Origin of the sequence: Hydrogenophaga sp. ANAO-22, from assembly GCF_042466645.1 — a bacterium.
In the GTDB taxonomy this organism is placed as follows: Bacteria; Pseudomonadota; Gammaproteobacteria; order Burkholderiales; family Burkholderiaceae_C; genus Hydrogenophaga.
In genome coordinates, this window is record NZ_CP159956.1 from 3,654,182 (window position 1) to 3,677,822 (window position 23,641).

The 23,641-nt window shown below is 69.4% G+C and carries 19 protein-coding genes and 3 pseudogenes; 15 read left to right on the forward strand and 7 right to left on the reverse strand.

The window, feature by feature from the left end:
- Positions 1–52: 52 nt before the first annotated feature.
- From ABSY19_RS17595 to ABSY19_RS17610, 4 genes are all read left to right on the forward strand, one after another.
- The gene (locus ABSY19_RS17595; RefSeq protein WP_382154041.1) at positions 53–928 is read left to right on the forward strand and encodes a class I SAM-dependent methyltransferase; all 876 of its coding nucleotides are present in this window, start codon (positions 53–55) and stop codon (positions 926–928) included.
- 153 nt (positions 929–1,081) lie between these two features.
- Entirely contained in the window at positions 1,082–2,269 is a 1,188-nt protein-coding gene (locus tag ABSY19_RS17600; RefSeq protein WP_382154044.1) for a cation:proton antiporter, read from the forward strand.
- Positions 2,270–2,272: 3 nt separating this feature from the next.
- The gene (locus tag ABSY19_RS17605; RefSeq protein ID WP_291121182.1) at positions 2,273–3,400 is read left to right on the forward strand and encodes a YbdK family carboxylate-amine ligase; all 1,128 of its coding nucleotides are present in this window, start codon (positions 2,273–2,275) and stop codon (positions 3,398–3,400) included.
- Between the two features lie 162 nt (positions 3,401–3,562).
- A complete protein-coding gene (locus ABSY19_RS17610; protein ID WP_382154047.1) occupies positions 3,563–3,820 on the forward strand; it encodes a hypothetical protein in 258 nt (85 codons plus the stop codon).
- Between the two features lie 4 nt (positions 3,821–3,824).
- Here the strand turns inward: ABSY19_RS17610 and ABSY19_RS17615 are convergent.
- Both ABSY19_RS17615 and ABSY19_RS17620 read right to left on the reverse strand, forming a co-directional pair.
- Positions 3,825–4,600 (reverse strand): annotated as a pseudogene (locus tag ABSY19_RS17615) (ABC transporter permease).
- Positions 4,601–4,760: 160 nt separating this feature from the next.
- A complete protein-coding gene (locus ABSY19_RS17620; protein WP_382154050.1) occupies positions 4,761–5,696 on the reverse strand; it encodes an ATP-binding cassette domain-containing protein in 936 nt (311 codons plus the stop codon).
- A 101-nt stretch (positions 5,697–5,797) separates the two neighbouring features.
- Here ABSY19_RS17620 and asd point away from each other — a divergent pair.
- The 5 genes and pseudogenes from asd (at position 5,798) to ABSY19_RS17645 (ending at position 9,862) form a co-directional block, all read left to right on the forward strand.
- Positions 5,798–6,648 (forward strand): annotated as a pseudogene (gene asd, locus ABSY19_RS17625) (archaetidylserine decarboxylase).
- Positions 6,649–6,679: 31 nt separating this feature from the next.
- Positions 6,680–7,882, forward strand: a complete 1,203-nt coding sequence (gene purT, locus ABSY19_RS17630; protein ID WP_382154053.1) for a formate-dependent phosphoribosylglycinamide formyltransferase — start codon at positions 6,680–6,682, stop codon at positions 7,880–7,882.
- Positions 7,883–7,989: 107 nt separating this feature from the next.
- Entirely contained in the window at positions 7,990–8,538 is a 549-nt protein-coding gene (locus ABSY19_RS17635) for a DUF3455 domain-containing protein (RefSeq protein ID WP_382154055.1), read from the forward strand.
- Between the two features lie 59 nt (positions 8,539–8,597).
- On the forward strand, positions 8,598–9,164 hold the full coding sequence (locus tag ABSY19_RS17640) for a sigma-70 family RNA polymerase sigma factor (protein ID WP_291111024.1): 567 nt from the start codon (positions 8,598–8,600) through the stop codon (positions 9,162–9,164).
- Positions 9,161–9,862, forward strand: coding sequence for an anti-sigma factor domain-containing protein (locus tag ABSY19_RS17645; protein ID WP_382154059.1), 702 nt, complete (start codon positions 9,161–9,163; stop codon positions 9,860–9,862). The genes ABSY19_RS17640 and ABSY19_RS17645 overlap by 4 nt, the downstream gene beginning before the upstream one ends.
- On the opposite strand, the gene ABSY19_RS17650 is transcribed toward ABSY19_RS17645, so the two are convergent.
- On the reverse strand, positions 9,849–12,122 hold the full coding sequence (locus ABSY19_RS17650; RefSeq protein ID WP_382154062.1) for a molybdopterin cofactor-binding domain-containing protein: 2,274 nt from the start codon (positions 12,120–12,122) through the stop codon (positions 9,849–9,851). The two genes, ABSY19_RS17645 and ABSY19_RS17650, sit on opposite strands and share 14 nt — an antisense overlap.
- 266 nt (positions 12,123–12,388) lie before the next feature.
- Here ABSY19_RS17650 and ABSY19_RS17655 point away from each other — a divergent pair, with 266 nt between their 5' ends.
- Both ABSY19_RS17655 and ABSY19_RS17660 read left to right on the forward strand, forming a co-directional pair.
- Positions 12,389–12,868 carry a DUF2846 domain-containing protein gene (locus tag ABSY19_RS17655; RefSeq protein ID WP_382154065.1) on the forward strand — a complete coding sequence of 160 codons (480 nt, stop codon included), beginning with the start codon at positions 12,389–12,391 and terminating at the stop codon, positions 12,866–12,868.
- On the forward strand, positions 12,865–14,118 hold the full coding sequence (locus ABSY19_RS17660) for a S1C family serine protease (RefSeq protein WP_382154068.1): 1,254 nt from the start codon (positions 12,865–12,867) through the stop codon (positions 14,116–14,118). The genes ABSY19_RS17655 and ABSY19_RS17660 overlap by 4 nt, the downstream gene beginning before the upstream one ends.
- A gap of 15 nt (positions 14,119–14,133) precedes the next feature.
- On the opposite strand, the gene ABSY19_RS17665 is transcribed toward ABSY19_RS17660, so the two are convergent.
- Positions 14,134–15,639 (reverse strand): AMP nucleosidase, encoded by a 1,506-nt coding sequence (locus tag ABSY19_RS17665; RefSeq protein ID WP_382154071.1) that lies wholly within the window; start codon positions 15,637–15,639, stop codon positions 14,134–14,136.
- A gap of 61 nt (positions 15,640–15,700) precedes the next feature.
- On the opposite strand from ABSY19_RS17665, the gene ABSY19_RS17670 reads away from it, so the two are divergent.
- The gene (locus tag ABSY19_RS17670; protein ID WP_382154074.1) at positions 15,701–16,981 is read left to right on the forward strand and encodes an MgtC/SapB family protein; all 1,281 of its coding nucleotides are present in this window, start codon (positions 15,701–15,703) and stop codon (positions 16,979–16,981) included.
- Positions 16,982–16,987: 6 nt separating this feature from the next.
- On the opposite strand, the gene gorA is transcribed toward ABSY19_RS17670, so the two are convergent.
- Both gorA and ABSY19_RS17680 read right to left on the reverse strand, forming a co-directional pair.
- The gene (gorA, locus tag ABSY19_RS17675; RefSeq protein WP_382154077.1) at positions 16,988–18,388 is read right to left on the reverse strand and encodes a glutathione-disulfide reductase; all 1,401 of its coding nucleotides are present in this window, start codon (positions 18,386–18,388) and stop codon (positions 16,988–16,990) included.
- Positions 18,385–19,290 carry a LysR family transcriptional regulator gene (locus tag ABSY19_RS17680; protein WP_382154080.1) on the reverse strand — a complete coding sequence of 302 codons (906 nt, stop codon included), beginning with the start codon at positions 19,288–19,290 and terminating at the stop codon, positions 18,385–18,387. Before ABSY19_RS17680 ends, gorA begins: the two co-directional genes overlap by 4 nt.
- Positions 19,291–19,393: 103 nt before the next feature.
- On the opposite strand from ABSY19_RS17680, the gene ABSY19_RS17685 reads away from it, so the two are divergent.
- Both ABSY19_RS17685 and ABSY19_RS17690 read left to right on the forward strand, forming a co-directional pair.
- The gene (locus ABSY19_RS17685; protein WP_291111040.1) at positions 19,394–20,017 is read left to right on the forward strand and encodes a glutathione S-transferase; all 624 of its coding nucleotides are present in this window, start codon (positions 19,394–19,396) and stop codon (positions 20,015–20,017) included.
- Positions 20,014–20,901: a pyridoxamine 5'-phosphate oxidase family protein gene (locus ABSY19_RS17690; protein ID WP_382154083.1), complete on the forward strand. Its 888-nt coding sequence runs from the start codon at positions 20,014–20,016 to the stop codon at positions 20,899–20,901. The genes ABSY19_RS17685 and ABSY19_RS17690 overlap by 4 nt, the downstream gene beginning before the upstream one ends.
- Here the strand turns inward: ABSY19_RS17690 and ABSY19_RS17695 are convergent.
- The gene (locus ABSY19_RS17695; protein WP_382154085.1) at positions 20,895–21,746 is read right to left on the reverse strand and encodes a 3-hydroxybutyryl-CoA dehydrogenase; all 852 of its coding nucleotides are present in this window, start codon (positions 21,744–21,746) and stop codon (positions 20,895–20,897) included. The two genes, ABSY19_RS17690 and ABSY19_RS17695, sit on opposite strands and share 7 nt — an antisense overlap.
- A gap of 154 nt (positions 21,747–21,900) precedes the next feature.
- Here ABSY19_RS17695 and ABSY19_RS17700 point away from each other — a divergent pair.
- Positions 21,901–23,523, forward strand: a pseudogene (locus tag ABSY19_RS17700) (GMC family oxidoreductase); the annotation flags it as partial.
- Positions 23,524–23,641 lie beyond the last annotated feature (118 nt).

Consider the following 23,641-nt stretch of genomic DNA (forward strand, 5'->3'; position numbering starts at 1 on the left):
GCGATTGTCGCTGCTGGCCATGAGGCCAAAGGGGCTCACCTATGATCGGCGCATGTCGAAACACAAGGCGAATGCGCGGCCCACGCCCACGCTGCAAGAGCAGCTGCCCGAACTGCGGCCCGGCCAGTCCGTCGCGCTGCTCCAGGAACTGCACATCCTCACGCGAGAGGGCAAGCTCAACCAGGATACGCGGCGCAAGCTCAAACAGGTGTATCACCTCGTGCAGTTCATCGAGCCCCTGCTGGCCGAGGTGCTGGCCGCTCGCGGCGACGTGACGTTGGCCGACCACGGCGCGGGCAAGTCCTACCTCGGCTTCATCCTGTACGACCTGTTCTTCAAGGACAAACCGGTGGGCCGCGTGACCGGCGTGGAAACCCGCGCCGAGCTGGTGGAGAAATCGCAGGCCCTGGCCGCGCGCCTGGGCTTCGAGCGCATGGACTTTCTCGCCACCACCGTGCAACAGGCGCTCACCCACCCGGCGCTGCCGCCCACGGTCGATGTGGTGACCGCGCTGCACGCCTGCGACACCGCGACCGACGACGCGATCCAGTTCGGCCTGGCCAAGCAGGCCAGCCACATGGTGCTGGTGCCGTGCTGCCAGGCCGAGGTGGCCGGCGTGATGCGCAAGCACAAGGCGCTGAGCCTGTCGCGCACGCCGCTGGCCGAGCTGTGGCGCCACCCGCTGCACACGCGCGAGTTCGGCAGCCAGATCACCAACGTGCTGCGCTGCCTGCAGCTCGAAGCCCAGGGTTACAGCGTGACCGTCACCGAGCTGGTGGGGTGGGAACACTCGCTCAAGAACGAATTGATTCTGGCCCGTAGAATGGGCTCGGACCGCCATGGCACGCAGGAGCGCGCCAGGCAGCGTTTGCAGCAGGTGCTCGACGAGCTTCACCTGCAAGAGCTCACGCAGCGTTTCGCGGCTTGACCGCTTCTCGCCTTCTCACCAGGCATTCCTGTTGCCGTGTTCGCGGCGCTCCGTTCAGCTTTCGCTGATGGCCGGACGTCTTGATGTTTTCAGCGCGTGTCCTACACGCGTGGCGGCATTCGTTCATCAAACTCTCGCCGAGGAGTTTTACCCATGCTTACCGATTACAGTTTTCTGCTCCAGTCCATTGCCTGGCCCCTGGTGTTGCTGCTTGCCTGGTTCATCGCCGAGCGCGCGCACGAGGTCTGGCACATCCCGCGCGTCACCAGCTACGTGGCGGTGGGGCTGGTCGGCGGGCTGGTCAACCTGCCCGGTCTGACCACCGACGTACCGGGGCTGCCCTTCCTGGCCAACGTGGCGCTCTCGCTGGTGCTGTTCGAGCTGGGCTACCGCATCAACCTGCGCTGGTTCCGCCACAACCCCTGGGTGCTGGTGCTCGGCGTGGTCGAGTCCATCGTCACCTTCGGGGTGATGTACTGGGTCACTGGCTGGTTCGACCTCGCCACGGACCTGCGCCTCATCATCGCGGCGCTGTCGATCTCGGCCTCGCCGGCCGGCATCGTGCGCGTGGCCAACGAGCTGCGCAGCGCCGGCCAGGTGACCGAGCGCGTGCTGCACCTGTGCGCCATCAACTGCATGGTCTCCGTGCTCGCGCTCAAGCTGGTGGTGGGTTACTGGTACCTCAGCACCTCGGGAGACCTAGTGCTTGCGGCCTTCGGCAGCATCCACCAGGTGGGCACCTCGGTGGCCGTGGGTGGCCTGCTCGGCGTGGCCGTGCCCTGGCTGCTGCGCCTGCGCAACACGCACGAGCGCGGTGTCACCGTGGTGTTCGCGCTGTCGGTGCTGCTGCTCACCACGGCGGCCTATGGCCTCAAGCTCTCGCCGCTGCTGGCCGCGCTCACCTTCGGCATCGTGGCGCGCGAGCGCCGCGTGCACCTGACCAACGCGCAGCGCGACTTCGGCACCGCCGGCGACCTGCTGTCGATCTTCCTCTTCGTCTACATCGCCTCGCTGCTCGACTGGGCCGACGTGGGCACCGGCATGCTGCTGGGCCTGCTGCTCATCCTCGTGCGCACGGCCTCCAAGGTCGGCTGCAACCTCGTGGCCGCGCGGCTCTCGGGCATCACCGAGCGCAAGGGCCTGCTCACCGGCCTGGCGCTCACGCCCATGTCGGCCTTCGCCATCCTGCTGATCGAGCAGAGCCGCCTGTATGGTTTCGCGCCCGCGGTGGAGGTGCTCTCGGTCATGGCCGGCATGATGCTGCTGCAGGAATTGCTCGGCCCGGTGGTCACGCAGCGCGCGCTGCTGGCCGCGCATGAAACCCACGTCACGAAAGGTTGAGCCATGCCCTTGGAAGCCTTCAAATCCTCCGACTCGCTGACCATGGGCGTCGAGCTCGAACTGCAGCTCGTCAACACCTACGACCTCGATCTGTCCAGCAGCGCCAACGACCTGCTGGAGCTGCTGCGCCGCAAGCCGTTCCCGGGCGTGGTCACGCCCGAAATGACGCAGAGCATGATCGAGATCGCGACCGACGTGCAGCGCGAACACGGCCCCCTGCTCGCGCAGCTGCAGCAGATCCGCGACACCCTGGTGAGCGCGGGCGACCGGCTCAACATCGAGCTCTCGGGCGGCGGCACGCACCCGTTCCAGCGCTGGTTCGAGCAGCGCATCTTCTCCAAGCCGCGCTTCGAGCAGCTTTCGGGCCTGTACGGTTACCTCGCCAAGCAGTTCACCGTGTTCGGCCAGCACGTGCACATCGGCTGCGCCAGCGCCGACGAGGCGCTGTTCCTGCTGCACTCGCTCAACCGCTACGTGCCGCACTTCATCGCGCTGTCGGCCTCGTCGCCGTTCTCGCAGGGCGTGGACACGCTGTTCGATTCGGCGCGCCTGAACTCGGTGTTCGCCTTCCCGCTCAGCGGGCGCGCGCCCTTCGTGCTCAGCTGGGAGGAGTTCACCAACGTCTACTTCACCAAGATGGAGAGCACGGGCGTGGTCAAGTCCATGAAGGACTTCTACTGGGACATCCGGCCCAAGCCCGAGTACGGCACCATCGAACTGCGCGTGTGCGACACGCCCTTGACGGTGGAGCGCGCGGCGGGGCTGGCGTGTTACCTGCAGGCGCTGTGCCGCCACCTGCTGGAGCGGCGCGAGCTGCCGCCGGAAGAAGACGATTACCTGGTCTACACCTACAACCGTTTCCAGGCCTGCCGCTTCGGCCTGGACGGCATGATGGTCAACCCCAAGACGCGCGAGCAGATCAGCATCCGCGAGGACATCCTCGCCACGCTGCGCCACCTCACGCCCCATGGCGTGGCGCTGAATTCGCTGGCGGCGCTGGACGAGATCGAGCGCACGGCCGGCCGCGTGGGCAACCACGCGACCTACCTGCGCAACCAGTTCAAGGAAAGCGGCAGCGTGCAGTCGGTGGTGCGCGCCAGCGTGGAGGCGCTGCGCGGCCCCCGTTCGTGATGCAGTTCACGAACCGCCTGTAGGGACAACGCACGCTCTGTCAGCGAAGTTCCTACAGCGCGAATGGCGGGGCGCCGACTTAACGTTCCAGGGGGGCGCCGGTACAGTTTGTTTCATCGACAGCCCATTTGTCACCGTTCAAACCGACCCCAGGGAGCCCCCATGTCCACCACCGCCACCCGCCTCAACCCCTTCGTCCTGATGCTCGATCCGGAAGCCGTGATCAGCGCCATGGAAACCAGCGCCAACCTGCGCGGCATCCGCAGCCGCATCTGCCGCCCGCTGGACAAGCCCCTGATTCCCAAGATCTTCGACACCGCCGCCCGCGAGTTCGACGCCGTGATCGAGGCCGAAGACTTCATCGACACCGGCAGCGAGCTGTACAGCGACGCCCAGCCTGCGCTGCGCGCCGTCCACTGACAGACTATTTCGCGAAGCGCTTGCGCGTGAGCGCGAGGGCCAGCCAGAAGGCGCCTACCGTGTAGGCGAGCAGCACCCCGCCGTGCAGCCAGGCCTGCGTGGGCCACTGGTCCATAAACAGGGGCCGCACCAGCTCCACCGCATTGGTCAGTGGCAGCCAGTCCGAGATCTGCCGCACCACCCCGGGCAACTGCTCGCGCGGAAAGAACACCCCGAGAGAAACATCATGGGGGTCAGGAACAGGGTGAAGTAGTAGGTGAAGAAGTCATAGCCCTTGGCCAGGGCGTTGAACACCAGGGCGATGCACGAGAACGTGATGCCCACCCCCAGCAGCACCGGCCAGGCCAGCAGCAGCTTGGGGGAATGGCTGATGCCCAGCGCGAGCATCACGCCCAGGATGGCCGTCACCGTGAACAGGGCCTTGAAGCCCGCCCACAGCATCTCCGCCAGCACCACATCGTCCAGGCTCACCGGCGCGTTCATGATGCCGTCCCAGGTCTTCTGCACGTGCATGCGCGAGAAGGCCGAGTACAGCGCCTCGAAGCTGGCCGCGTTCATCGCGCTCATGCAGATGCTGCCGCTGGCCAGGAACAGGATATAGGGCACGGCCACGCTGCCGCCTTGCGGCGTGCCCAGGTTGACCTGGCCCACCAGCGCGCCCATGCCGTAGCCGAAGGCGACCAGCCACATCAGCGGCTCGGCGATGTTGCCCACCAGGCTCGGGATGGCGAGCTTGCGCCAGACCAGCAGGTTGCGCAGGAAAACCGGCCACCAGCGCATGGACAGGCGCGGTGGTGCAAAGTGAGAACCCCCCGCCGCGCTGCGCGCTTCCCCCCTTGAGGGGGGCGCACCCTGCGGCCCGGCAAAGCCGGTTCCGTGGGTGCTCTGGACGGGAGCGTCTCCTTCTTCGGCCGGTTTTTGGGTAGGGGTGGTGGTCATGTCATCCATCCTCGCGGATCTGGCGACCCGTGAGTTTGAGAAAGAGGTCTTCCAGGTTGGCGGGCCGGTGCAGGGTGCGCAGGTGGTGGTGCTCGCCGAGCGCGGCCAGCAGCGGCAGGGCCTGCGCGGTGTAGAAGAACACGGTCTCGCCGCTCACCTCCACACGCGCGGCGAGCGCGCGCAGGGCGGCGTGCGCCTCGCCGTGGGCCAGCGCCAGCGCGCCGTTGCCGTAGACCTCCACCACGTCGGGCTCCAGGTGCTGGGCGATCAGTTCGCGCGGCCGGCCCTCGGCGATCTTGCGGCCGTGGTCCAGCACCAGCAGGCGCGAGCACAGGCGCTCGGCCTCGTCCATGAAGTGCGTGGTCAGCAGGATGCTCTTGCCTTGCTGCAGCAGCATCTGCAGGCGCTCCCACATCAGGTGGCGCGCCTGCGGGTCCAGGCCGGTGGTGGGCTCGTCGAGCATCAGCAGGCGCGGGTCGTTCACCAGCGCGCGCGCCAGCGAGAGGCGCCGCTTCATGCCGCCCGAGAGTTCGCCCGGCTTGGCGTTGGCCTTGTGCGAGAGCGCGGCGAACTCCAGCAGCTTCGGGATGCGTTCGCGGACGGTGGCCGCCGGCAGGCCGAAATAGCGGCCGTACACCAGCAGGTTCTCGGCGCAGTCGAAGTCCGGGTCCAGGGTGTCCATCTGGCTCACCACGCCGAGCTGGGCCTTGATGGCCAGCGCGTCGCGCGGCATGTCCTGGCCGAAGGCGGTGATGGTGCCGGCGTCGGGCGCGGTCAGGCCCAGGCACATGCGGATGGTGGTGGTCTTGCCGGCGCCGTTGGGCCCGATCACGCCCAGGCATTCACCGGGGCCGATGGCAAAACTCAGGTCGTTCACCACAGTGCTGTCGCCATAGCGTTTGACCAGGTGTTGGCATTCGAACAGGGCGTCTTTCATGTGCCGGCATTGTGCCCGCTCGCGCCGCCGCGCCTGGGGCCGGCCCCTACAATGCAGGGCTGCCCGCCAGGGTCTTGTCCCCGCCACCGTTCTGCCCACCCATGTCATTCGCCGTTGCCCTGCAATACGTTTTCCCGAAGCGCGCACTCACTGTGTTTGGGGGCTGGGTGGCCAACGGCCGCTGGGGGGCATCACGCAGTGGATCATCCGCCGCTTCATCCGCAAGTACGGCGTGAACATGGCGGAGGCCGCGAACCCCGACCCACAGGCCTACGCCAGCTTCAATCAGTTCTTCACCCGCGCGCTGCGCGCCGATGCCCGCCCGCTGGCCGATGCGGCCTTCGTCTGTCCGGTGGATGGCGCCATCAGCCAGTTCGGCGCGATCGCGCGCGACCAGATCTACCAGGCCAAGGGCCACACCTACAGCACGCGCGCGCTGGTGGGCGGTGACGCCGCGCTGGCCGCGCTGTTCGACGACGGCGCCTTCGCCACCATCTACCTCAGCCCGCGCGACTACCACCGCATCCACATGCCGGCGGCGGCCACGCTGCGCCGCATGATCCACGTGCCGGGCGACCTGTTCTCGGTCAACCCCGCCACGGCCCAGGGCGTGCCCGGCCTGTTCGCGCGCAACGAGCGCGTGGTGTGCGTGTTCGACCTGCAGGTGGGCGAGACCACCGTGCCCTTCGTGCAGGTGCTGGTGGGCGCGACCATCGTGGGCAGCATGGCCACCACCTGGCACGGCGTGGTGAACCCGCCGCGCCCGGGCACGGTGCGCGAGTGGTCCTACAACGACCAGCCGCTGCACCTGCAGCGCGGCGAGGAAATGGGCCGCTTCCTGCTCGGCTCCACCGTGGTGCTGCTGTGGCCGCGCGACACGATCGCCTTCAACCCCGACTGGGCACCCGGCAACGCCGTTCGCCTGGGCGAGGCCATGGGCCAGTCCCTCTGAACATTTCCCTTTCTTTCTTCCGGAGCTTCACATGACCACGCTGGGCACCCCTTTGTCTCCTTCGGCCACCCGGGTCATGCTGCTGGGCTCGGGCGAACTCGGCAAGGAGGTGCTGATCGCGCTGCAGCGCCTGGGCGTGGAGACCATCGCGGTGGACCGCTACGAGAACGCCCCGGGCCAGCAGGTGGCGCACCACGCGCGCACCATCACCATGAGCGACCCGGCGCAGCTCAAGGCGCTGATCGAGGCCGAGCGCCCGCACCTGGTGGTGCCCGAGATCGAAGCCATCGCCACGCCCATGCTGCAGGAGCTCGAAGCCGCTGGCGTGGTGCGCGTGATCCCCACCGCCCGAGCCGCGCGCCTGACCATGGACCGCGAAGGCATCCGCCGCCTGGCCGCCGAGACCCTGGGCCTGCCCACCAGCCCCTACAAGTTCTGCGATTCGCTCGACGAGCTGCAGGCCGCCATCGATGGCGGCATCGGCTACCCCTGCATCGTCAAGCCGGTGATGAGCAGCAGCGGCAAGGGCCAGAGCAAGATCGACGGCCCGGCCGACGTGAAGACCGCCTGGGACTATGCGATGTCGGGCGGGCGCGTCGGCCCGGGCCGCATCATCGTGGAAGGCTTCATCGATTTCGACTACGAGATCACCCAGCTCACCGTGCGCGCCCGGGGCGCCGACGGCGGCATCGAGACGCACTTCTGCGACCCGATCGGCCACGTGCAGGTGAGCGGCGACTACGTGGAGAGCTGGCAGCCGCACCCCATGACGCCCAAGGCGCTGGCCGAGTCGCGCCGCATCGCCCAGGCCGTGACCGACGACCTCGGCGGCCAGGGCCTGTTCGGCGTGGAGCTGTTCGTCAAGGGCGACCAGGTGTGGTTCAGCGAGGTCAGCCCGCGCCCGCACGACACCGGCATGGTCACCCTGATCACCCAGTGGCAGAACGAGTTCGAGCTGCACGCGCGCGCCATCCTGGGCCTGCCGGTCTCCACCACGCTCAAGAGCCCGGGCGCCAGCGCCGTCATCTACGGCGGCGTCGAGGCCACGGGCATTGCCTTCGACGGGGTGGACGAGGCCCTGCAGGTGCCGCAGACCGAGCTGCGCCTGTTCGGCAAGCCCGAGAGCTTCACCAGGCGCCGCATGGGCGTGGCGCTGGCCTTCGACGCCGACGTCGAACATGCCCGCACCCAGGCCAAGCTGGCGGCCTCGAAGGTCCGGCCGCACCGGGCCTGAAGTTTTTTTTCACCCGGCTGCATCCAAAACGCCGGTTGGCGAGTAGTGGAAGCAGTGGCGCCGTTTTTGCGCTGCTGCCCACAACCCCAACCCCGAGGAGTTTTGCCATGCTGTTCAAATCCACCCTGGCCGCCGCAGCGGTGCTCGCCATGACCGCCTGCGCTTCCCACATGGGCTCGCCCGCCATGATGTATTCGCAGGCCAGCCTGCCCGACGCGGTGAAGGTGCCCGCCGGCCACAAGGTTGCCTGGGAAACCGTGGGCGTCGGCCAGATCTCCTACGAATGCAAGGTCAAGGCCAACATGGCCGGCCAGTATGAGTGGGTGTTCGGCGGCCCCGACGCCAAGCTGATGGACCGCAGCGGCAAGCAGGTCGGCAAGTACTACGGCCCGCCCGCCACCTGGGAAGCCATGGACGGTTCCAAGTTCACCGCCACCCAGGTCGCCGTGGCGCCCAACGGCGAGGGCAACATCCCGCTGCAGCTCGTGAAGGCCAACCCCGCCATGGGCATGGGCGCCCTGAACGGCGTGACCTACACCCAGCGCGTGGCCACCAAGGGCGGCGTGGCACCGAACGCCGCCTGTGGTGCCGCCAACGTGGGCGCCAAACAGCTCGTGCAGTACCAGGCCGACTACATTTTCTACAAGGCATCCTGAGCGGGCGGGGCTGCCGTCGGCTAGGATGGCCGGCAGCCCCGCACTTGCGAGCACCGCCCTTGCCCCCATCCGACCCCGACGCTTTCGATCACGATGCCGCCCTGGCCGCCTGTGCGCGGGGCGATCGTGCGGCCCTGCGCCGCCTGTACGAGCACGAAGGCCGTTACCTGCTGGGGGTGGCGCTGCGCATCGTGCGCGACCGCGCCACCGCTGAAGACGTGTTGCACGACGCTTTCATGAACATCTGGACCCGCGCCGCCACCTTCGACGCCCGCCGTGGCGCGGGCCGGGGGTGGATGTACGGCATCGTGCGCCACCGCGCCCTCGATGCCGTGCGCTCGGGTGCGCGCACCGTGTCGGCCGACGAGGCGCAGATGGACGCGCTGCAGGCCGAGGACCCGCCCGCCGCGCCCGACATGGCCGAGGCCTTCGCGCTGCGTGCCGACCTCGGCCGGCTCGACGACTGCCTGGCGCGCCTGGACACACCCAAGCGCAACTGCGTGCTCTACGCCTACCTGGACGGTTGCAGCCACAGCGAGATCGCCGAGCGCCTGGGCGCGCCGCTGGGCTCGGTGAAGGCCTGGATCCGCCGCGGGCTGGCGTCGTTGCGGGAGTGCCTGGCATGACCGCCCTCGATCCGATCGACGAACTGGCCGCGGCCTACGTGCTGGGCACGCTCTCGGCCGGGCAGCGGCGCGAGGTGCAGGCGCGCCTGTCCACCGATGCCGCCTTGCGCGACGCGGTCGACGGCTGGGAAGGCCGGCTGCTGCCGCTGACCGCCTTGGTCGAGGCGGTGGAGCCCTCGCCCGCGCTGTGGGCGCGCATCGAACGCGCCATCGCCCCTCCACGCGCAGCGGCCAAGGCCAGCGCCTGGCAGACCTGGTGGAGCAGCCTGGGCTTCTGGCGCGCGGTGGCCGCCACCAGTTTCGTGGCCGCGTCGGTGGTCGCGTTGCTGCCGTCCACCGGCCTGTTCGCGCCGGCCGCGCCTCAATACATGGTGGTGCTGGTCGCGCCCAACGGCACGGCCCCGGGCTGGGTGGTGCAGACCAGCGGCGCCAACAGCTTGCGCCTGGTGCCACTGGGCACCACGGCCGTGCCCGAGCAGCGCTCGCTGCAGTTCTGGACCAAGGCCGACGACTGGAACGCACCGGTCTCGCTGGGCCTGGTGCAGCCGGGCCAGCCGCTGGAAGTGAAGCTCGACCAGCTGCCGCCGCTGGTGCCCAACCAGCTGTTCGAGATCACGCTGGAGCCCTACAACGGCTCGCCCACCGGCCGCCCGACCGGGCCGATCCTCTACATCGGGCGCGCGGTCAAGCTGACCTGAGCGGCAGGCTGCGGTGGCGCTGGCCGGTCAGCGCGAACAGCGCGTTGGCCACCGCCGGGGCGATCGGCGGCAGGCCAGGCTCGCCCACGCCCTCGGGCGGCGCGCTGCTCGGGACGATCAGCACCTCGACCGCCGGCATCTCGTGGAAACGCAGCACCGGCTGGTCGTGGAAGTTGCTGGCCTGCACCTGGCCGTTGACGATGTCCACCTGGCCGTGCAGGGCCGCCGAGAGGCCGTAGACGATGGCGCTCTCCATCTGTTGCACGATGCCGGTCGGGTTGACCGCCGTGCCGCAGTCGACGGCGCACCACACGCGGTGCACGCGGATGGTTTTGTCGGCGGCCAGCGAGACCTCGGCCACCTGCGCGACGATGGAGCCGAAGGACTCGTGCAAGGCGATGCCGCGCGCGGTCTTGGCGCCGTCGGGCGCGGGTGGCGAGGCCGTGCCCCAGCCGCCGGCCTGGGCCGCCGCCTGCAGCACCGCGAGGTGCCGGGGATGGCGCTGCAGCAGCCGTTCGCGAAAGACCAGCGGGTCGGCGCCGGCGGCGTGCGCGGCCTCGTCGACGAAGCTTTCCTTGAAAAAGGCCTGGTGCGAATGGCCCACCGAGCGCCAGAAACCCACCTGCAAGGGCAGGGCGACGGCGGCGTGCGCGATGCGCGCGGCCGGCCATTCGTAGGGCTGGTCGAACGCGCCTTCCGAGGTGGTCTTGTCCGGCCCGCCGCCGGGCAGGCCGAACAGGCGGCCCAGCACCTGCGGCACGATGGCCTGGCCCGCGCTGGTGTTCTGCCAGGCCACGAGCTGCCCCTGGGCATCGAAGCCGGCCTTGAAGCGCGAGACGCAGGCCGGGCGGTAGATGTCGTGGCGCAGGTCCTGCTCGCGCGACCACAGGGTCTGCACCGGCGCGCCCGGCACGGCCTTGGCGATGGTGGCGGCCTGGGCGATGAAGTCCACCTCCAGCCGCCGGCCGAAGCCGCCACCGAGCAGCATCACGTGCACCGTCACCGCCTCGGCGGGCAGGCCGAGCGCGTCGGCGGCGGCCTTGCGCGCCAGGCCGGGCACCTGGGTCGAGACCCAGACCGTGGCGCGGTCGCCGTCGAAGCGCACCGTGCAGTTCATCGGCTCCATCGTCGTGTGGGCGAGGTAGGGCGCGCGGTACTCCGCCTCGATGGCGCGCACCGCGCCGGCCATGGCCGCGTCCACGTCGCCTTCGGTGAAGAAGGCGAAACCTTTGTCGGTGTCCAGCGTGCGCGCGAGCTGCTCCAGCGCGTCGGCGCTCTGGAAGTTCGCGAGTTTGCCCGCGTCCCACTCGATCTTCAACGCCTCGGCCGCCTGCTTGGCGCGCCAGGGGTGGTCGGCGATCACGGCCACGCCGCCGGTGCCGCCGTGGCTGGGCTCGAACGGCACCACCGTGCGCACGCCCGGCATGGCCTGGGCGGCGGCCGCGTCGAAGCGGGTGGCGCGGCCGCGCAGGGTGCGGCACATCTGCACGCTCGCGTGCAGCAGGCCTTCGGGCCGCGCGTCGATGCCGAAGCGCGCGCTGCCATCGGTCTTGCTCGCGGCCTCGATGCGGTTCGTGGGCCGGCCGATCAGCTTGAACTGCGCGGGCGTCTTGAGCGTGGGCGAGCGCGGCAGGCGCTGCTGCGCGGCCGCGCCGGCCAGGCTGCCGTAGCCCGCGCGCTGCCCGGCGGGCCCGAGCACCTCGCCGTTCTCGGTGCGGCAGTGGCCGGGCTCGGTGTTCCACTGCCGGGCCGCGGCGTTCACCAGCATCTCGCGCGCCGAAGCCCCGGCCTCGCGCATCGGCAGCCACAGGTCTTTCACGCTCGACGAGCCGCCGGTCATCATCACGCCGATCTCGCGCATGGCCTTGGCCGCCATCCAGCGCGCCGCGTCCAGCACCCGGCTCTCGGTGTCCGGGTGCACCGGCAGGCCGTCGACCACGGTGGCGATGTTGTTGTAGATCTTGTCGATGGGCGAGGCCTCGAAGCGCACGCGCGACCAGTCGGCGTCCAGCTCGTCGGCCAGCAGCATGCACAGCGAGGTGGCCACGCCCTGGCCCATCTCGCTCTTGGCCAGCATCACGGTGACGCTGCCGTCCGCATCGATCTTCACCCAGCCATTGAGGGCCGCCTCGTTCGCGCCCACCGGCAGCGGCTGCGCCGTGGTGAGCCGCTGGCGCGGCGGCAGCGCCGACCAGCCCAGCACCAGCGCACCGCTGGCGGCGAGGGTGCCGAGGAGGAACTTGCGTCGGGTGGTGGTCATGGGGTTTTCCGGTGGGCGGGTCGGCGCAGCTTAAACCCGAAACGCGGCCCGCCGCGTGCGGCGCCTGCACCACGCTGGCTGGTGAAAGCCCCAGGATTTCGTTTTGTTACAAACGGTTGGCATTGGCGCCAATCATGCAATGAGGGGCGATGATGGGCGGAGTTCGTGGATGGGCGAGCGCACTGGTCTTGCTGGCGGTGGCGCTGTTGTCGGGATGCGCTGCGGATGGGCACAGTTATCTGGCGGTGACCAGCTCCATACCGCCTTTGAAGGACAACGGTTGCCGTGTGTTCTTCTACCGCACCGACTCGATGGTGGGCGCGGCCATGCAGCCGGAAATACGGCTGGACAACCAAGTCGTTGGCAAGTCGCAGCCTGGCGGATTCTTCTACGTGGACACGCACCCTGGCCGCCATCTGGCGAGTTCGCAGACCGAGAACGAGGCGCGGCTGGAGTTCGACATCGAAGCGGGCCAGACCGTGTATGTGGCGTCCAGCATCACGTTGGGCGTGCTGGTCGGCCGGGTGCAGTTGAACCTTCAGCCCGAGGCGGTGGCCTTGTCGGCGCTGTCGCCCTTGCGCTACACCGGCGTCGGAATGGCGCCGACGGCACCACCCGACGTGGTGCGCGCGCCAACCACGGAGACCTCCCCACCGGTGGCCTCCAGCCCCAAGCCCCGGGCACGCGTGACGATGGCTGACCTGGAGGCCTTGTTGCCACCGTCGCCCGCCGGAGCCGCACGATGAGCTGGCGCGCCTGGGTCCTGGTGGTGGGAGCCGCCGCAAGTGCTTCCCCTGCGTTGGCGCTGGAGCCCGATGCCCTGTTCGCCAAGGTGGCGCCCAGCGTCTGGACGGTGGTGGCCTCCGATGCCCAGGGGCGCAACCAGTCTCAGGGCAGTGCGGTGGTGATCGGCCCTGGGCGTCTGATCACCAATTGCCATGTGCTGGCGCGCATGACCCGCTTCCAGGTCGCGAAGGACAACGTGAGCTACGGCGGCAAGCTGGAGTTTCCCGACCCGGAGAACGACTTGTGCCAGATCCGGGTGGACAACTTCCAGGCTCCGGCCATCGAGCTCGCGCCCAGGGACACCTTGCGGGTGGGCGCGCGCGTCTATGCGATCGGAACGCCGCAGGGCCTGGAGGCCACGCTGAGCGATGGCTTGCTGTCCGGCCTGCGCCGCGACGAGCAGGGGCAGTTGCTGTTCGTGCAGACCACCGCGCCGATTTCGCCCGGGTCCAGCGGCGGTGGCCTGTTCGATACCGAAGGCCGGTTGATCGGCATCACCACGCTCATGCGGCGCGAGGCGCAGAACATCAACCTCGCCGTGCCCGCCTACCGCATCACAGAGTTGCCTGAGCGAGGGCGCGAGCTGCTCGAACGGCGTGCCGCCGCCAACGCCGCCCGGGTGGCGGTGGCATCGGTGGCCGCGCCTTCGGCGGGCCTGCAGCCGACGGCGCAGCGGCGGGCAGGCGACTGGTTCGAGTATGTGGTGACGGACGCGCAGACCCAGCTCAAGAGCACGGTCAGCCTGAAGGTGGATCGCGTGGACGGCGCCCGCGTCGTTTTCAACGGGGGCGGTCGGGTGGAGGATGAAACCGGCCTTGTGCTGGATTCTTCGTCGCCCGCGCTGCTGGAACTCGATCTGGTGACACCGCCTGGCGGCTGGGCGCCGGGTGGCAAGGTGCTCAACGGGGTGCAGACCTTCAATTTTTCGACCACGAAGGGAGGCGACACCACGACGTTCGACGTCACGGCGGTAGCGTCTCTCTCTCAAACGCTCCGCATGGGCGAGCGTGAGTACAACGCGGTGCGCATCGACGTCCGGGGGTGGACCTCCCGCCTGCCCGTGCACCGCGTCGCGGCGTCGAACCTTCGTTACCAGGCCACGTTGTGGTATTCGCCGGACCTGATGCGGGTCGTGCGCTTCACGCTGGAGCGGCTGGGCAGCACCGACCGCAAGGAAACCGTGGAGCTGGTGCGCGCAGGCCGGGGCTGAGGCCGGCGCCCCGGCTCACTGGAACGCGACTTCCGCGAAGCTGCGCAGCTTGCGGCTGTGCAGCTGGTCCGTGCCGCCGGCGCGCAGGATGTCGATGGCGCGGATGCCGATGCGCAGGTGCTGGTCCACGCGTTCGCGGTAGAAGTGGTTGGCCATGCCGGGCAGCTTGATCTCGCCGTGCAGCGGCTTGTCGCTCACGCACAGCAGGGTGCCGTAGGGCACGCGGAAGCGGAAGCCGTTGGCGGCGATGGTGGCGCTCTCCATGTCCAGCGCCACCGCGCGCGACTGCGAGAAGCGGCGCTGCGGCATGTTGTCGGGCAGCAGCTCCCAGTTGCGGTTGTCGGTGCTGGCCACGGTGCCGGTGCGCATGATGCGCTTGAGCTCGGCCGGCGGCACGCCGGTCACGTCGGCCACGGCGGCTTCGAGCGCGAGCTGGATCTCCGCCAGCGCGGGAATCGGCACCCACAGCGGGAGTTCTTCGTCCAGCACGTGGTCTTCGCGCACGTAGGCGTGGGCCAGCACGTAGTCGCCCAGCTGCTGGCTGGTGCGCAGGCCGGCGCAGTGGCCGAGCATGAGCCAGGCGTGCGGGCGCAGCACGGCGATGTGGTCGGTGATGGTCTTGGCGTTGGCCGGGCCCACGCCGATGTTGACCATGGTGATGCCGCTGCGGTCTTCGCGCAGCAGGTGGTAGCCCGGCATCTGCGGCAGGCGCGGCGGTGCGCTGCCGAGTTCGTCACCGTTCTCGGCGGCCAGGCCGGTGCGGCGCATCACCACGTTGCCCGGTTCGACGAAGGCCACGTACTCGCTGTCGGGGTCGGCCATCTCGGCGCGGCCGAGCTTGATGAACTCGTCGATGTAGAACTGGTAGTTGGTGAACATCACGAAGTTCTGGAACCACTCGGGCGCGGTGCCGGTGTAGTGGCGCAGGCGCTGCAGCGAGTAGTCCACCCGGGGCGCGGTGAACAGCGAGAGCGGGTGCGCCTCGCCCGCGCGGGGCTCGTGCGTGCCGTTGGCGATGCCGTCGTCCATGGCGGTGAGGTCGGGCAGGTCGAACACGTCGCGCATGAGCGCGCGGCGCATCACATCCATGCTGCCTTCCACGTGGTCGTGTTCGGCGAACGAGAAGTGGATGGGGATGGGCTGCGTGCTGGTGCCCACCTCCAGCTCACCGCCGTGGTTGGCCAGCAGCAGGCGGAACTGCTCCAGGTAGTAGTCGCTGTACAGGTCGGGCCGGGTCAGGGTGGTTTCGTAGCGCCCGGGGCCGGCCACGAAGCCATAGCTCAGGCGGCTCAGCGGCTGGCCGATGGTGCTGTCCTGGCGCAGCACGCTGTGGGTGTGCAAGCGCACGTAGGGGTAACACGCCCGCACATGGGTCTGCGTGAAATCGCCGCCGGCGACGAAATCGCGCATGGCCTGGCGCAGGAATTCCACGTTGTCCTGGTAGATGCGCTGCACCTGGGCCAGCGCCTCGGCCGGGTCCTTGAAAACGAGCGGTGCGGTGTAGGCAGGTGTTTTTTGCATGCGCTATTGTGGCGCGCCGTTGCCTGGCACCGCAGGACGACCGAAACTGGAGGAAAACCGCATGTTGCCCATCACCCTGCCCGAATGGACCACCGCCGCCGCCCCGCTGGCCGCCGCGCTGGGTTGCGGGTTGCTGATCGGTGTCGAGCGCGAGCGCCGCAAGGGCGAGGGCCCGGCGCGGGCCTTTGCCGGGCTGCGCACGTTCGCGCTGGTGTGTGTGAGCGGCGCGCTGGCCGCGCTCCTGGGCCACACGGGACTGGTGCTGATCGGCGCGGCGTTCGTGGCGGCGCTGGGCGTGGTGGCCTATGCGCGCGACCGGTCCGAGGACCCGGGTGCGACCACCGAAGTGGCGCTGCTGCTGACCTACCTGATCGGCGTGGTGTGCGTCTGGCAGCTGCCGCTGGCGGCCGCCATGGCCGCCGGGCTGACGGCGCTGCTGGCCGCGCGCGAGCGGCTGCACCATTTCGTGACCGAGTGGCTGCGCCCGGCGGAGATTCGCGACGGCATCGTGCTGGCCGCGCTGGTGCTCGTGGCGCTGCCGCTGATGCCGAACCGGCCCTTGTGGGGGCCGGTGCTCAATCCGGCCACCATCGTGCAGTTGTTGGCGCTGCTGCTGGCGGTGCAGTCGCTGGCCCACCTGTGTCGGCGGCTGCTGCAGGCGCGGCAGGCGGTGGCGTTTTCGGCCTTCGCCTCCGGCTTCGTGTCCAGCACGGCGACCATCGCCACGCTGGGCATGGGCGCGCGCCAGAAGGGCGACGAGGCCCGCCTGATGGCGGGGGGAGGCTTGCTGTCGTGCGTGCCCACCTTGCTGCAGATGCTGCTGGTGGCGGCCGCGGTCCGCCCGGCCTGGCTCGCCAGCCTGTGGCTGCCGGCGCTGGCGGGCGCGGCGCTGGCCATGGTGTGGGGCGGGTGGCTGGTGCGCGGGGCGCCCATGGCGCAGGGCGGCACGATGGGTTCATCGCCGCACACCGAGGGCCTGGGGGCGCCGCAGGGCGATCGCATGTTCAGCCTCTGGGGCGCCACCGCCATTGCGGCCTTGCTGGCCGGCATCCAGGTGCTGGTGCATGCGCTGGACCTCTGGCTGGGCGAAGCCGGTGTGTTGGCCGGCACCTTGCTCGCCTCGCTGGTGGATCTGCATTCGGCGCTGGCGGCGGTGTTTGCGTCGGTCGAGCCGCCGCAGGGCCGCGTGCCCTGGGCGGTGATGCTGGCGCTGGGCGTGCACGCCTTGAGCAAGAGCCTCACCGCCGCGCTGAGCGGCGGGGTTCGCTACGCGGCCTGGCTGGTGCCCGGCCTGTGGGCACACACGGCGGTGTGCATGGCCTTGCTGGCCGTGTTTCGCTGAGCCCGATCAGGCCTTGACGGGTTCGCGCATGGTCACGAACTCTTCCGCCGCCGTCGGGTGGATGCCGATGGTGCTGTCGAACACCGCCTTGGTGGCACCGGCCTTGAGCGCCACCGCAAAACCCTGCACGATCTCGCCCGCTTCGGCGCCCACCATGTGCAGGCCCACCACGCGGTCGCTTTTCGTGTCCACCACCAGCTTCATCAGCGTGCGCTCGGTGCTGCCCGAGAGCGTGTGCTTGAGCGCCTTGAACTCGCTGCGGAAGATGGTCACCTCGCCATGCTGCTGGCGCGCGTCGGCCTCGCTCAGGCCCACGGTGCCGATGCTGGGGTGGGTGAAGACGGCGGTGGGAATGAAGTCGTAGGCCATGCTGCGCGGCGGCTTGCCCGCGGCGGGGCCGAAGAGCTGGTCCACCACCACCATGGCTTCGCCCAGCGCCACGGGGGTGAGCTGGATGCGGCTGGTGACGTCGCCCACGGCGAAGATGGAGGGCACGTTGGTGCGGTACTGCTCGTCGACGATCACCTCGCCGCCCTTGCCCTGGGCCACGCCCACCGCGTCCAGACCCAGGCCTCCTACCGTGGGCACGCGGCCGGTGGCGTACAGCACGGCATCGGCCATCACCTCGCCGCCGCCCTGGAGCTTCACCTGCAGGCCGTCGGGGGTCTTCACGATGGCGGCCACGTCCGCGCCCAGCCGCAGGTCCACGCCCGACTTGATCATCTCGTTGGCCACGAAGTGGCGGATCTCGTCGTCGAAGCCGCGCAGGATCTGCTCGCCCCGGTAGAGCTGGGTCACTTTCGCGCCCAGGCCGTTGAAGATGGAGGCGAACTCGCTGGCGATGTAGCCGCCGCCCACGATCAGCAGGCGCTGGGGAAAGGGTTCGAGGTCGAAGATGGCGTTGGAGTCGATGACGTGCTCGCGGCCTTCGATGTCGGGCACGCTGGGTTTGCCGCCCGTGGCGATGAGGATGTGCTTCGCCGTCACGCGTTTTTCGCCGGCCTCGCCATGGAGCTTGAGCACCACGGCCTGCGGGCCGTCGATGCGCGCGAAGGCATCGAACACGGTCACGCCCGAGCCGGTCAGCAGGTTGCCGTAGATGCCGTTGAGGCGGCTGATCTCTCTGGCGCGGTTGGCCTTGAGCGTGGCCCAGTTGAAACGGGGCTTGTCCAGCTCCCAGCCGAAGCCGTGCGATTCCTCGAAGGCTTCGGCATAGTGCGCCGCGTAGCTGTAGAGCTTCTTGGGGATGCAGCCCACGTTCACGCAGGTGCCGCCCAGGCCGTCGGTGCCCAGCATTTCGGCCAGCGCCACGCGCGCGCCGCGCTGCGCGGCCATGCGGGCGGCGCGCACGCCGCCGCTGCCGCCGCCGATCACGAAGAGGTCAAAGTCGAAAGAGGAAGTGCTCATGGTGGGGGGTGTCCGGGCTCGAAGCCTTTGAGTTCCTGTCGGATGAAATCGATGAAAGCCCGCGTGCGCGTGGGCAGCAGGCGGGCGTGGGGGTAGACGACGTGGATCGGGCGCGGCGCGTCCGCGAAGTCGTCCAGCACGGTTTCCAGCGCGCCGGATTGCAGCAAGGGCGCCACCTGGTAGGAGAGGAACTGGCCGAAACCCGCGCCGTCCGCGCAGGCCTGCACCGCCGGGGCAATGTGATTGAACTCCAGGTTGCCACCGACGGTGAGTTTGAAGGTCTTGCTGCCTTCCTGGAAACGCCCCCAATGGGGGGCGTAGCCCACGAGGCGCACGCAGTTGGCCTTGAGCAGGTCGTTGGGGTGCTGCGGGCGGCCGTGTTCGCGCAGGAAGGCGGGGCTGGCCACGATCACGCGGCGGATCTCGCCCAGCGGCAGGGCGACCAGGCTGGAGTCTTCCAGGTGCGCGATGCGGATGCCGACGTCGAGCCCTTCTTCCAGCAGGTTGACCACCCGGTCCATCAGCATCACGCGGCAGTGCACCTGGGGGTGGCGCTGCACGAAACGCGTGACGACGGGGGCCACGTGCATCTGGCCGAACAGCACCGGGGCGGTGATGGTGAGCAGGCCGGTGGGTTCGGTGGCATCGTCCTTCAACGCGGCCTCGGCATCGTCCACCGCCGCCAGCAGCTGGCGGCAGCTCTCAAGGTGACGTCGGCCTTCTTCGGTGAGCGAGATGCGGCGCGTGGTGCGGTTGAACAGGCGCACCCCCAGCTCGGCCTCGTAGGCGGCGAGCGAGCGCACCACGGCCGGCAGCGAGGCGCCCAGCGCCCAGGCCGCCGCGGTGAGGCTGCCGGCGTCGGCGATCTGCACGAAGGTGGCCATGGCGCGGAGCTTGTCCATGCGCCATTAAACCGATTTGTGGAGCAGTCTTGTGCGTGCAGGGGTATTTGTGATTGTGCTTGCAAGAAAGAAGATGGCGCCTTTCCTCTTTCAGGAGCGATCCATGGGACCTTCCATCCAGCTGCACCGAAGCGCCATCTCCGGCCACTGCCACCGCGTCGAGTTGTTTCTCTCGCTGCTCGGCCTGCCGTTCGAGACGGTCGAGATCGACCTGCCGCGCAAGCAGCAGAAGTCCGCCGCCTTCCTGGCGCTGAACCCCCTGGGTCAGGTGCCGGTGCTGCGCGACGGCGACCTCATCCTGAGCGACTCGAACGCCATCCTGGTGTACCTCGAAGCCCGCTACGCGCCGGGCCAGTGGCTGCCGCGCGATCCGGTGGGCGCGGCCCGCGTGCAGCGCTGGCTCTCGTTGGCCGCTGGCCCGCTCGCGTCCGGACCGGCCGCCGCGCGCGTGGTGCAGCTCTTCGGGCTGCCCACCGACCCGGCGGAGGCGATCGCTCGCGCGCAAGCCCTGTTCGAGTTCATGGAAGGCGCACTGGAGCGCACTCCGTTTCTGGTCGGCGAGCGCGCCACGCTGGCCGACCTGGCGCACTACGCCTACGTGGCCCGGGCGCCCGAAGGCCTGGTGTCGCTGCAGCCGTATCCGGCCATCCGCGCCTGGCTGGCGCGCATCGAGGCCCTGCCGGGCTTCGTGCCGATGGTGACGTCGCCAGTGGGGCTGGCGGCATGAGCGCCGCCTTTCACACCGGTGAACAGGCGATGCAGGCGCGCGCCGGTGTGCAGGCGCAGATGGCGCAGATCGGCCCGCGCGTGTTGCGCGATCACATGCCCGACCAGCACCGCGAGTTCTTCGGCCTGTTGCCCTTCGTGCTGGTGGGCAGCGTGGACGCGCAGGGACAGCCCTGGGCCAGCGTGCTCGCGGGCGCGCCGGGCTTCATGCAATCGCCCGACCCCACGCACCTGCACATCGGTGCGCGGCCCCTGCCGCACGACCCGCTGAACACCACGCTGCGCGATGGCGCCGCGCTGGGTCTGCTCGGCATTCAACCGCACACGCGCCGGCGCAACCGCATGAACGGCACGGCGCGGCTGCAGGACGGCGGTGTCACGGTGGAGGTCGGCCAGAGCTTTGGCAATTGCCCGAAGTACATCCAGGCGCGGGAGCCGGTGTGGGTACCCGGCGCACCTGCGGGGCAGATCGCTTTCGAAAGCCCGGGCCTGGACGAGGCGTCGCGCGGGCTGATCCGCGCCGCCGACACCTTCTTCATCGCCACCGCGCACCCCCAGGCGTCTGCGGGCGGCGAGCGCAGCCATGGGGTCGACGTGTCGCACCGGGGCGGCCCACCGGGTTTCGTGAATGTGGCCGGCGAGGTGCTGACCGTGCCCGACTACGCGGGCAACCACTTCTTCAACACGCTGGGCAACATCGCCCTGCACCCGGCGGCGGGCCTGCTGTTCGTGGACTTCGACAGGGGCGACCTGCTGTACCTCGCGGTGCAGGCGAAGGTGGTGTGGGACGGCAGCCTGCGCCTGCTGCGCATGCAGGTGACCCACGCGCGGCGGGTGCAGGGGGCCTTGCCGCTGCGCTGGGCGACCCCCGGCGATGCTCAGTAGGTGTAGACGCCGCGCCCGGTCTTGCGGCCCAGGTAGCCGGCGGCCACCATTTCCTTGAGCAGCGGGGCGGGGCGGTACTTGCCGTCGTTGAACTCGGCCATGTAGACGTTCATCACGGCCAGGCACACGTCCAGGCCGATCATGTCGGCCAGGGCCAGCGGCCCGATGGGCTGGTTGGTGCCCAGCTTCATGCCGGCGTCGATGTCCTCCGCCGTGGCGATGCCTTCGGCCAGCACGAAGAAGGCCTCGTTGATCATGGGCACGAGGATGCGGTTGACCACGAAGCCGGGCGCGTTCTTCACCGTGATGGGCGACTTGCCCAGGGCCTCGGCCAGCGCCTTCACCGCGTCGTGCGTGGCGTCGCTGGTCTGCAGGCCGCGGATGATCTCCACCAGCGCCATCATGGGCACCGGGTTGAAGAAGTGCATGCCGATGAAGCGGTCGGGCCGCTGGGTGGCGGCGGCCAGCTTGGTGATGCTGATCGAGCTGGTGTTGGTGGCCACGATCACCTCGGGCGCGAGCAGGCCGTCGAGCTGCTGCAGGATCTTGATCTTCAGGCCTTCGTTCTCGGTGGCGGCCTCGATCACGAGCTGCGCGCCCTTGAGGTCTTCGTAGTTCGTCGAACCCTTGATCAGGGCGAGCGCCTGGTCCTTGTCGGCGGCGGTGATCTTCTCCTTCTTGATCAGCCGGTCCAGGCTGCCAGCCACCGTGGCCAGGCCCTTGTCGACCGCGGCCTGCGCGATGTCGACCATGACCACGCGGATGCCGCGCGTGGCGCAGGCCTGTGCGATGCCGTTGCCCATGGTGCCCGAGCCGATGATGCCGACCGTGTTGATGCTGTTCATGAAGACGCTGCTCCTGTTCAAAAATCCGTGAAAACCCGGCGTCGCCGGCGTGTCTTTCCTAGGCGGTGCTGCCTAACCGGGCGCGAGGCCCTGTGCTACCTTGGCCCTTGATTGTCGCGCACGCTTGCACGGCGCTGACCACCACGGAGACACCATGTTCGACTACATCATCGTTGGCGGCGGATCGGCCGGCTGCGTGCTGGCCTCCCGCCTCAGCGAAGACCCCGGCACCCGGGTGGCCCTGCTGGAGGCCGGCCCGCCCGACAGCAGCGTGCTCATCCACTGCCCGGCGGGTCTGGCGCTGCTGGCGAAGAACGGCCAGGCCAACTGGGGCCTGCAGACCGTGCCCCAGCCCGGTCTGAACGGCCGGCGCGGTTACCAGCCGCGCGGCAAGGTGCTGGGCGGCTCGAGCTCGGTCAACGCCATGATCTACGCGCGCGGCCACGCCAGCGACTACGACGGCTGGGCCGCGCTGGGCAACCCCGGCTGGTCGTTCCAGGAGGTGCTGCCGTACTTCAAGCGCGCCGAGCACAACGAGCGCGGCGCCGGCGCGTGGCACGGCCAGGGTGGGCCGCTCAATGTGATGGATCTGCGCAGCCCCAATGCCTTTCTGCCCGCTTTCGTCGAAGCCGGCGCGCAGGCGGGCTATCCGCTCAACACCGACTTCAACGGCCCCGAGCAGGAGGGCATCGGCGCCTACCAGGTCACGCACAAGAACGGCGAGCGCCACAGCGCGGCCAAGGCCTACCTCACGCCGCACCTGGCGCGGCCCAACCTGCAGGTGATCACGAATGCGCTCACCACCCGCGTGGTGACCGACACCGAAGACGGCGGCACGGTGCGCGCGGCGGGCGTGGAGTACCGGGGCAACGGCGGGCGCGGTCCGCTGCAGATCCTGCGCCTCAAGGACGGCGGCGAGGTGGTGCTGAGCGCGGGCGCCTTCGGCTCGCCGCAGCTGCTCATGCTCTCGGGCATCGGCCCGGCCGCGCATTTGCGCGAACACGGCATCACCCCGGTGCACAACCTGCCGGGCGTCGGCCAGAACCTGCACGACCACGTGGACGTGGTGATGGTGGTCAACGCGCCGAAGGTCAAGGACCTGTTCGGCCTCTCGCTCACCGGCGTGGCGCGCGCGGTGCGCGGCATCTTCGAATGGCGGCGCCAGCGCAGCGGCATGCTGACCACCAACTTCGCCGAAGCGGGCGGCTTCATCAAGAGCGCGCCCGACGAGCCCATTCCCGACCTGCAACTGCACTTCGTGGTCGGCAAGCTGGTGGACCATGGCCGCAAGACGGTGTTCGGCCACGGTTACTCGTGCCACGTGTGCCTGCTGCGCCCCAAGAGCCGCGGCAGCCTGCGCCTGGCCAGCGCCGACCCGCAGGCCACGCCGCTGATCGACCCCGCCTTTCTGCAGGACAGCGACGACACCGCGCGCCTGGTGCTGGGCTTCAAGCGCATGCGCGAGCTGCTGCGGCAACCCGCGCTCACGCGCCATGGTGGCACCGAGTCGGCCTCGTCGGCCCAGGCGCAGAGCGATGCGCAGATCGAACAATTCATCCGCGATCACGCCGACACCATCTACCACCCCGTGGGCACCTGCCGCATGGGCCCGAATGGCGCGCCGGGCGGCCTGGACGTGGTGGACGCGCGCCTGCGCGTGCATGGCGTGGCCGGCCTGCGTGTGGTGGACGCGTCGGTGATGCCCAGCGTGGTGGGGGGCAACACCAATGCCCCGGTGATCATGATGGCGGAGAAGGCGGTCGATATGATGCGCAGCGACAGACCCCCCGCGCCGCGCCTGACGGCGCGTCACCCCCCGAAGGGGCAGCCGCAGTGGCCCGGCAAAGCCGGTTCCACGCGGTTCCCGGTTAACCTTGCTTCTCCGATCCACCACT